Origin of the sequence: Shewanella sp. 10N.286.51.B7 (genome assembly GCF_002873615.1) — a bacterium.
Lineage (GTDB): Bacteria > Pseudomonadota > Gammaproteobacteria > Enterobacterales > Shewanellaceae > Shewanella > Shewanella electrodiphila.
In genome coordinates this window covers 45,410-54,712 of the sequence record NZ_MCUF01000052.1, presented here as the reverse complement: position 1 = coordinate 54,712, position 9,303 = coordinate 45,410, and the positions used below count along the sequence as shown (strand labels likewise).

Sequence of the window (9,303 nt, the reverse complement as noted above, 5' to 3'; positions counted from 1 at the left end):
ACCTAAAGTTTCACTTATTAAAATGCACATTTTAAAAATCAAAATTCCAGCTAGAAGAATCCACAAACCAATATAAAACAGCAAATAAAATTACCATTTTCAAATAATGAAATACAGGCCCTAAAAGTGTGACGGGAGATATATATTGTAACTTCCAATCAAAACAAGAAAACAAACGTGATCATAGTCAACTTGTTTTTAATTTAATTAAACAATACTTAAGTTATAAATATAAACATAAAAGCAATATTTATAATTAAGAGGAAACAAATATGATTACAAGGAGAGCACTACTTGCTAATGGCGCTAAAGTTGCTGTTGGTACAGTATACGGCGGTACATTAGTTGGTTTTCTAACAGGGTGTGGTAGCAGTGATGACGCTGACACCCCTATTGTAGAAGTTCTTCCCGGCGGCCTTATGGTGGTTAATCCAATGCTATGTGTCGGTTGTCGTCGCTGCGAAATTGCTTGCAGTTGGAGCCACGGGAAATCAGCTGTCAGCCCAAGCACCTCAAGAATTAAAGTCGCTAAAAACTTAAACTTTGGCCCTCATGGCGTACAAGCCAATTATGAAGACCAGCGCGGCGAACAAGGTGATAGCACCATTGTTCCGTCTACCTGTCGTCAATGTGATGTCTGCATGACGGTATGTCCGCAACAAGCCATTTCAGTCAATGAAGAAACTGGTGCAAGAGAAGTAAATGATGATTTATGTGTTGGCTGTGGTTACTGCGCGGATAAATGTCCCCAACAAGTCATTACTATCGATAAAACCACGCGTAAATCACTTAAGTGCGACCTTTGCCAAGGTAATCCTAATTGCGCTCAAGTTTGCCCTACAGGTGCCATTAAGTTTTACACCTGGGAAGAAGCAGTTGCTGAAGTTGAGCTTCATGAAAAATATTTAGAATTAGTTTAAACAAAAACTAAAAGGAATAATTATGACTACTACATATGGCGGCTGGGCCGGTTATGTTTTAAGAGTTAATTTAACAACAAAAGTAATTACTAAAGAAACAACAGAAACCTACCACGATTATATTGGCGGAATGGGGATCGGTTATAAAGTATTATGGGATAATCATATTGATGGTATTAAAGCAACAGATGAAGAAAATAGACTAGTTATTTCAGCAGGACCATTAAGTGGTTCTGGTGCTATTTGTTCAGCAAGAACAACTATTACTTCACGCAACCCTGTTATTCGTAATCACTTAATTACTGACGGCCATTTTGGCGGGCACTTCTCACCCGAACTTAAATTTGCAGGCTACGATGCAATTATCGTTGAAGGCAAATCAGACACGCCAGTTTGGTTAAAGATTGTCGATGATACGGTAACATTAGAACCCGCAGAATCTTTATGGGGAGTGGGAATTTTCGATACTTTTGCTGCTGTTAGCAAAATGATGGGACAGCAAGCCCAAGTGGCAGCAATTGGTCCTGCCGGTGAAAACCTCGTTGCCCAATCAACAATTCAAACCCAAGGTGGTCACTCTGCTGGTGGACATGGTTCAGTTCTAGGTTCTAAGAGATTAAAAGCAATTGGTATTATTGGTACCGGCACAGTTGATATCGCTGAATCCACAACCAATGAGCAACTGCGAGCATTAGATGATCATATTCTTGGTATCATTGGCGCGAATAATAACGGCGTTGTGCCTAACCAACCGCAATCTTGGGCAGAATATAGCTCTTCTGGTAGCCGCTGGCGCGGTGGGCCAGGCGTAAAATGGGGTGCAGCTGACACCCCTGTTGAATTAGAAGAAACCCCATGGGACGATCGCCAAAAAGTGGGCATGCGCAGCTCAATGGCCGAAATGTATTTTGGCCGCGACGAAGCCAATAAAATCTTCAAACGTCCTGGTGGCTGTCATTCTTGTCCTATTCGCTGTTTCTGCGAAATCAAGAACCCAAAAATGAAAACCGAATACAAACTACCAACTGAAAACATCACAAATGTATGTTTAGGATTCCTTGATCCATGGTATTCAATGGGTAAACCAAGCAGTGGTGAAAAACGCACCGATATTCAAACCGTTGGTGCTTATTATATGGATTATAATGGCATTTGGAGCGCCTATGGCCAGCTTTCTCATGTCATGCGTGAATTTACCGCACGCGACTTTTGGAAAATAATTCTACCTGCAGAAGAATATGCAGCGATTAATTGGGCCCAGTACGCTGACCAAGATGCTCACTTCATGCAAGATTACTATACTCGAATTGCTCATGGTGCATCTTATAATGGCTCAAACATTTTTGGCCGTATGCTTGGTCAAGGTTTACATAATTTTATCAACGATGATGGTGAGCTTTATAACATTGAAGATATTCTAAACGAAGTCGAATCACCAAGAATGGCAGGACTGACATTTGCACTTGAAAGTGATGAAGGTTATGAATTCTACGGTGAGACCTATAGCGTATTCTTAGATTCCCATGTAAAAGTATTCAATCGCTCAATGGTTGGTGGTGTACATCATGCCAGTGAGTCTGCAGGACAAGTTGGAGCACTGCTCAACACTGTATTTAACCGTGACCCACAATGTCATTCACACATTAATTTAATCAATTGTGGCCTTCCTTGGGCGAAAATTGCAGAAGTCGCAGAATCAATGTGGGGCCCCGGTGCATTTGACCCAGTCAAACATTACACTGAAATGAACACGTCTAAAGCTAAGTTTGCTAAATGGTGTTTAGTGAAAAACGTACTGCATGATTCACTGACTTTATGTAACTGGATGTTCCCTCTATTGGTTTCACCTGACGTAAATCGTGATTACATTGGTGATAGCTCAATTGAATCGCAAATGTTCAGTCTCGTCACAGGGATTGAGACCTCTGAAGCAGAGCTTGATGCAAAAGCTGAAACGGTACTGCAACTGCATCGAGCATTAACAGTGTTGCAAATGAATGAGCCAAATCAACGTAAAAAACATGATGTGTTATCTGAATGGGTTTACGATTTAGATCATGACATGAACTTTGGCGATGAAGGCACGATTAAAATGGATCGCGACGATATCCAAATAGGTTTAGACATGTTCTATGCCGAAATGGGTTGGGATAAAGACACAGGCGTGCCTACACGTGCCACCTTAGAGAAGTTCAAACTGGGCTATGTCGCAGATAAACTAGAAAGTTTAGCCTTGCTACCAGCTTAAGCATTGATTAGTTAGTAATAAAGAAAGGTGGTTATTTCATGATTGAACTAGTCGATTATATTCGTTTACTCAGTAAGGACGGTCGTCTTGTGACGGCCGAACAGGTCATTGCCGTTGCTGGACTTGATCTTGAAATTGAAGATGTAGAAGTCGCACATCAAGCCCTGATTGAAGATAGTCAATATCAAGATATCGCCATCATTGCTGCAGAAACTGAACATTACTTTTATTCTAAAAAGTTCATTGTCCGCAGCTATGCTACTCAGTGGGTGGGTGTTAAAGACGGTAAGTTAATTGAAACTATGGCGGACTATATTCGCCGTTACTCTTCAATGGGTGAATTAGTCGCGGCATCAAATTTCACCCATCCACCCTATAATCTTGAGCATTCAGCGTTAGTAGGCTTGATAGAGAGGTTTGATCAAACAGCAGGATGTGAAGATATTCATTTTCAGCTGGATGCTCAATCCTATGAAACTAAAAGTGAGGGTTACTTTTTTTCTATCAAAACCATGACAACAACCTATGCCAAAGTGCTAGCGGATCATGATCCTTTTGAATGGTCAGCGTAAACTCATTATTCATTAATGAGTTGAAGGATAAAATTTAACAATGCCAATCGAAAGATTGGCATTTTCTTTTATCTGCAACGTTATCATCAGGTTCAAGAATGAGTTTAAAAGTTAAGTTTCAACGTTAAATTTCAAAAGCCAGTTTAAGGCAAGATTCTCTGTTACTCATATAACATATTGAAATTCACTATTTCACTCAGTATACAAAATAAACTTTAGGATGATTTTCTTTTTAATTATCGTGAGTTAACAGTTCGATAGTATAAATCATACAAAAGCGTGATTAAGGTATAAATTATTACAACGCTCTCTGCTAAGTTACCTCTAAATTGGTACATTACTAACAAGGTTAATCCATAATAAGCGTGCATAATGAACCCTACAACAACACAAGAAAGGTTACTAAACCTCGACTACATGACCTTATTAGTTTTTTTAAGGCTATATGAATTCCAAAGCGGAAAATTAACAGCTGAGTCATTTAGCGTCCCTCAATCAAAAATCAGCCGCTGTTTATCAAGGCTCAGAGAAGCTTTTGATGATCCTTTGTTTGTAAAAAGAGTGTCAGGATTAGAAATTACCGATAAGTCACAGCGCTTATATCCAATATTAAAAAAAATTGAAATAAACCACATCGACCTTGCCCAAGAGATTAATAAAAGCGTTGAAAGCTTAGACAGTGACATTATTATTAAAGCTCCATCAGGTTTTACCAATGGCGTATTAAGAAAGCTTTATAACTGCCAATGTGAGAACCATTGCGGCAGTGCATGTGTCAAGTCTGCAGTACTGCAAGACAATGGCTCAAATGATGAAGAAATGCTGTTAAATAGCCAGTGCGATATGGTTATTAGCTGTAATCCGTCTATCCATGTTGGTATTCAAAGCCAAAAGATTTGTGAAGTAACAGACACTTTTGTCATCGCTAAACATGATCACCCCATTTGGGATGAAATCTATAAACCCCTTTTAGATCGCGTATTAAACTACCCTGTCATTTTAACGGAAGTAATGCACTTCAACAGCGAGCTTGAAGCCACGCCGTTAAAGCAGTTTGCTGACGGCAGAATGCGAGAATTAAAAGTCGCAGCAAAAACCAATAATTTAAATGAGATTTACGACTTTTTAACTGGCACAGATGCCATCACGCTAGTGGTTTCTCAAGGTGCGGTTGATTATTTAACTAATGACGATGCTTTACGCGCGCAAATCGTGCCGCAAACAGAGCGCGCTGAGTTAATGCGCAACAAGCCTAATATGACGCTGTATATGCAAACTCGTAAAACTGAGCGCAAGTTATCAAACTGCGTTAAAAATAAGATAGCAGAGCTGATTGCTACGGGTGCCAATGGCTGTATTAAAGCTTGCCAATTATCGCGTTAATCGCAATAAATTCATAACGCATGCGCCCAGTTATACCACGCCAACTAGGCTAGCTTAGTTGGCGTTTTTATTGCCTTAAATCCGCTTATTTGACACATAGCGCTGTTCCCCGCAAGATAATCAACAAACTAAAAAAGACTAAAACCCTCCTAAAACAGGCTTTTATCACTAGATTGCGAAGAATGGAATCAAGATGTTTAGACAAAATATTATTATTACTGGCGCCAGTTCAGGGCTAGGCCAAGGTATGGCACTTGAGTTCGCGAAACAAGGCGCTAACTTAGGTTTGTGCGCAAGGCGGACCGATCGTTTAGAAGCATTAAAAGCCCAAATCAACGACACTTATCCCAATGTCAAAGTCTGGTTACTAGCCTTAGACGTTAACGATCATCAACAAGTATTTGACGTGTTTGACCAATTCAAAGAGCTAATGGGCAATGTCGACAGGGTTATTGTTAATGCAGGCATGGGTAAAGGTGGCTCTATCGGCACTGGGCTTTTTGAAGCCAATAAACAGACTGCCCAAACCAATTTTGTTGCAGCATTAGCTCAGTGTGAAGCAGCAATAAAAATTTTCCGACAACAAAATGCAGGGCATCTGGTCACCGTTTCATCAATTAGTGCTCTGCGCGGTTTCAGGCGCGCGATGACGGTTTACGCCGCGACTAAAGCTGGACTGACTTCGTTAACCGAAGGGATCCGACTCGATGTTATGAATACACCAATAGCGGTTACTTGTGTGCATCCAGGATACATTAAAACTGAGATTAACGATCACGCTGATGGTGCACCATTTATGGTTGATGCAGAAACCGGTTGTCGAGCAATGGTTAAGGCCATCAATAAAGAGCCGGCTAACTGTTATGTGCCGAGTTATCCATGGGCATTTATCCAACTTATTTTAAGAGTACTGCCAGATAAAATGCTACGCAAAATGAGTTAAAAAACAACAAATCGAACAAGCATCAAACCAAAAGACAGTAAAATTGTTCAATAAATATTTTGATACCGTATCATCTTAAATTACGGCTCTGCATAAAAAAGAGAAGCATTAAGCTTCTCTTTTTTGTGCTCGTCTCGCGCCCGTCTAATGAGTATAGGGCGACAAAGTCGCTTACTTAAGTTCAGTAATATTGATTGAACCTTTACCGTAAGTTGGATGACCTTTTTGTTGTTCTTCAGGCAGTTGATTAATGCAGTAATTGATATAAAAAATGTTAAACACGACTGTGAGAATTTTATTCATTTTCAAATCAATGCCGAAATTCACGTGGGCATAATCTTGCAATGCCGCTCGCGCTCTAAATGACCAAAATACATGTAAAAAGAAAGCCCCAAAAAGTAATAAACTGCCGATACCACTCATCAAACCAAAGTCACTGTGTGACAACACACCACCAAAACCAAAGCAAACTGCTATCGCAATAATAAACGAATCATCAGCGGTGCGAATTGAAGTAATCTCGTCCATTTTGGGATACTTAGCAAATAACCAAATTATCGGATATATCCCACCAGTAAAAACGGTTAACCAAAATAATCGGCTGGTTTTAGTATTAATCTTTTCAGGTAATTCTTTAATATTATTCATATACGTTGATCAAACCTTTATCATATTTACTGGTTAACACTTATTTGCATCACTAACTTAGTTGCTACTCGACAATGTAATCTGCCTACCTTGACTGCATCATTGCTAAATGACACCCAAAGATTATAAATTAAAAACAGTTCAATTTGATTAAATAACACTATAAATCAGCATGTAACTCTCATTTTAGACCAATTATCGCTGTAATCCAGTCCCGTTTTAACGCATGACTAGCTAGTTCATATCGAATCATTATTTTAAAGGCAATAAAAAACGAGCCATTTGGCTCGCTTTTAATAACACTAACAAACTACACAGTAAGCTCTTTGGTAAGCGAATCAGCATACCCCATCTTAGTTAACGCAGTGCGAACAATATCTAATGTCATTGGATCTTCAATGGTAGCTGGCACAGTATATTCATTGTTATCAGCGATTTTACGCATGGTGGCACGTAATATTTTGCCTGAACGAGTTTTAGGTAACTTTTGTACTGCACTCACTAATCTAAAAGAAGCGACTGGGCCAATTTCATGGCGTACTAAAGCCAGTAACTCTTTGTAAAGTTGCTCATCTGATAAGTTAACGCCATTTTTAAGCACCACTAACCCGAGTGGTACTTGGCCCTTTAACTTATCTTGTACCCCAATGACCGCAGCTTCAGCCACTGCATCATGCTGACATAACACTTCTTCAAAGCGGCCAGTCGATAAACGGTGCCCTGCGACATTTATAATGTCATCAATACGGCTCATGATATACAGGTAACCATCTTCATCAATGTAACCCGCATCACCCGTTAAATAGTACCCTTCATACATCGACAAATAGCTGTCTACATATCGTGCATCATTATTCCAAAGGGTAGTAAGATTACCAGGCGGCAATGGCAGCTTAATGACCACGTTACCGCTTTCATTAGCAGGTACTTCATCACCCATGGCATCGAGTACCTCTACTTGATAACCCGGTACTGGACGTGCTGGCGATCCCGCTTTTACTTCAATGGGATCAACCCCCATCAAATTCGCTGCAACAGGCCAACCTGTTTCGGTTTGCCACCAATGATCAATAACTGGCTTATTGAGTTTATCTTGTGCCCAATAAAGCGTATCAGGATCGCAGCGCTCACCCGCTAAGAACACTTGGCCTAAACAAGATAAATCGACGCCTTTAAGCAGTTCACCATTAGGGTCTTCGCGTTTGATCGCACGAATGGCAGTAGGCGCGGTGAAAAAACTGTTAACTTTATATTGCTCAATGATGCGCCAAAAAGCGCCAGCATCAGGGGTGCCTACAGGTTTCCCCTCATACATTAGTGTTGTTGCGCCAGCCATTAACGGTCCATAAACAATATAAGAATGACCAACCACCCAACCCACATCAGATGCAGCCCAAAATACATCGCCTGCTTCAATATTATAAATGTGCTTCATCGACCATGTCATAGCAACCGCGTGACCACCATTGTCACGCACAACGCCTTTGGGTTGCCCAGTGGTGCCCGAGGTATACAGCACATATAAAGGGTGAGTTGATTCAACTGGCACGCAATCCACAAATGGGGCATCCGCTATTGCAGTCTGCCAGTCAGCATCTCTCACAGGTTGCATCTCAGCACTATACTGGGGACGATTTAAAATAACGCAGTGATTCACTTCATGGCTAGCTTGATTTAATGCTTCATCTAAAAGCGGTTTGTATTTCACTACGCCTGATGGCTCGATACCGCACGAAGCCGAAAGAATTAACTTGGGTTTAGCGTCGTTAATGCGTGTCGCTAACTCATTTGCAGCAAAGCCGCCAAACACTACAGAATGAATAGCACCAATCCGCGCACACGCTAACATCGCGTAAGCAGTTTCAGGCACCATTGGCATGTAAATCACCACCCTATCGCCTTTTTCGATCCCGATAGACTGCATATAACCCGCTAAACGGCTTACTTGAGATAGTAATTCTTGATAGCTAATACTGTATTGGTTTTGCGTCACTGGACTTATATATTCGATTGCAGTTCGTTCGCCATGACCCGCTTCTACATGTCTGTCGACTGCGTTATAACAGGTGTTCATTTCACCACCAGCAAACCACTTATAAAACGGCGCGTTAGACTCATCAAGCACTTGCTTGAATGGTGTAAACCAGGTTACAGCCTCTGCTGCCTGTTGCCAAAACCCTTGCTTATCTTGCAAAGATTGCTGATGCATTTGCTTTCCTAATCCAGCCATCTTTTACTCTCCAGTAAACTGCTTGTCAGTTAATTTTAAATCGTAGTGATTATTTTTATTTCATTATGGCGTGGTTAAAAAATAAACCCTATTAGACCAAGGGATATAGCATTTCAGGGATTAAATAAGGATTTAGAATCTGCACTTAATGAGTTAACGTATTGAAATTAAAACACTCGTATAAATTTTCATGTCACCTATTTAACAAAACTTGATATAATGCCTAGTGCTAACTTGAGCTATGACTGGTGAATGCCCACCTTGATTGGCAAGCACGATTTACAAAAATCCCCGCTAAAAAAACCGTTACAAACTGGCAGCAAACTTTACCTTTACGTAAACTTCATATATCTTGCATC

7 protein-coding genes are annotated in these 9,303 nt (G+C 40.5%); 5 read left to right on the top strand and 2 right to left on the bottom strand.

Annotation, left to right across the window (positions count from 1 at the left end; genetic code table 11):
- The first annotated feature begins 272 nt into the window (after nucleotides 1-272).
- From BCU84_RS14775 to BCU84_RS14755, 5 genes are all read left to right on the top strand, one after another.
- The gene (locus BCU84_RS14775) at nucleotides 273-920 is read left to right on the top strand and encodes a 4Fe-4S dicluster domain-containing protein (RefSeq protein ID WP_102528838.1); all 648 of its coding nucleotides are present in this window, start codon (nucleotides 273-275) and stop codon (nucleotides 918-920) included.
- A 22-nt stretch (nucleotides 921-942) separates the two neighbouring features.
- Nucleotides 943-3,168 carry an aldehyde ferredoxin oxidoreductase gene (locus BCU84_RS14770; protein WP_102528837.1) on the top strand — a complete coding sequence of 742 codons (2,226 nt, stop codon included), beginning with the start codon at nucleotides 943-945 and terminating at the stop codon, nucleotides 3,166-3,168.
- A gap of 38 nt (nucleotides 3,169-3,206) precedes the next feature.
- On the top strand, nucleotides 3,207-3,740 hold the full coding sequence (locus tag BCU84_RS14765) for a hypothetical protein (RefSeq protein WP_102436314.1): 534 nt from the start codon (nucleotides 3,207-3,209) through the stop codon (nucleotides 3,738-3,740).
- A 372-nt stretch (nucleotides 3,741-4,112) separates the two neighbouring features.
- The gene (locus BCU84_RS14760; protein ID WP_102528836.1) at nucleotides 4,113-5,123 is read left to right on the top strand and encodes a LysR family transcriptional regulator; all 1,011 of its coding nucleotides are present in this window, start codon (nucleotides 4,113-4,115) and stop codon (nucleotides 5,121-5,123) included.
- Between the two features lie 193 nt (nucleotides 5,124-5,316).
- Nucleotides 5,317-6,066 carry an SDR family oxidoreductase gene (locus BCU84_RS14755; RefSeq protein WP_102528835.1) on the top strand — a complete coding sequence of 250 codons (750 nt, stop codon included), beginning with the start codon at nucleotides 5,317-5,319 and terminating at the stop codon, nucleotides 6,064-6,066.
- A 171-nt stretch (nucleotides 6,067-6,237) separates the two neighbouring features.
- On the opposite strand, the gene BCU84_RS14750 is transcribed toward BCU84_RS14755, so the two are convergent.
- Entirely contained in the window at nucleotides 6,238-6,714 is a 477-nt protein-coding gene (locus BCU84_RS14750) for a hypothetical protein (RefSeq protein WP_102528834.1), read from the bottom strand.
- Between the two features lie 310 nt (nucleotides 6,715-7,024).
- A complete protein-coding gene (locus BCU84_RS14745) occupies nucleotides 7,025-8,944 on the bottom strand; it encodes a propionyl-CoA synthetase (RefSeq protein WP_102528833.1) in 1,920 nt (639 codons plus the stop codon).
- Between the last annotated feature and the right edge of the window lie 359 nt (nucleotides 8,945-9,303).

Bases quoted from the DNA above. Each gene is read 5' to 3' on its own strand.
- BCU84_RS14775 (WP_102528838.1), top strand. From the start codon at position 273: ATGATTACAAGGAGAGCACTACTTGCTAATGGCGCTAAAGTTGCTGTT.
- BCU84_RS14770 (WP_102528837.1), top strand. From the start codon at position 943: ATGACTACTACATATGGCGGCTGGGCCGGTTATGTTTTAAGAGTTAAT.
- BCU84_RS14765 (WP_102436314.1), top strand. From the start codon at position 3,207: ATGATTGAACTAGTCGATTATATTCGTTTACTCAGTAAGGACGGTCGT.
- BCU84_RS14760 (WP_102528836.1), top strand. From the start codon at position 4,113: ATGAACCCTACAACAACACAAGAAAGGTTACTAAACCTCGACTACATG.
- BCU84_RS14755 (WP_102528835.1), top strand. From the start codon at position 5,317: ATGTTTAGACAAAATATTATTATTACTGGCGCCAGTTCAGGGCTAGGC.
- BCU84_RS14750 (WP_102528834.1), bottom strand. From the start codon at position 6,714: ATGAATAATATTAAAGAATTACCTGAAAAGATTAATACTAAAACCAGC.
- BCU84_RS14745 (WP_102528833.1), bottom strand. From the start codon at position 8,944: ATGGCTGGATTAGGAAAGCAAATGCATCAGCAATCTTTGCAAGATAAG.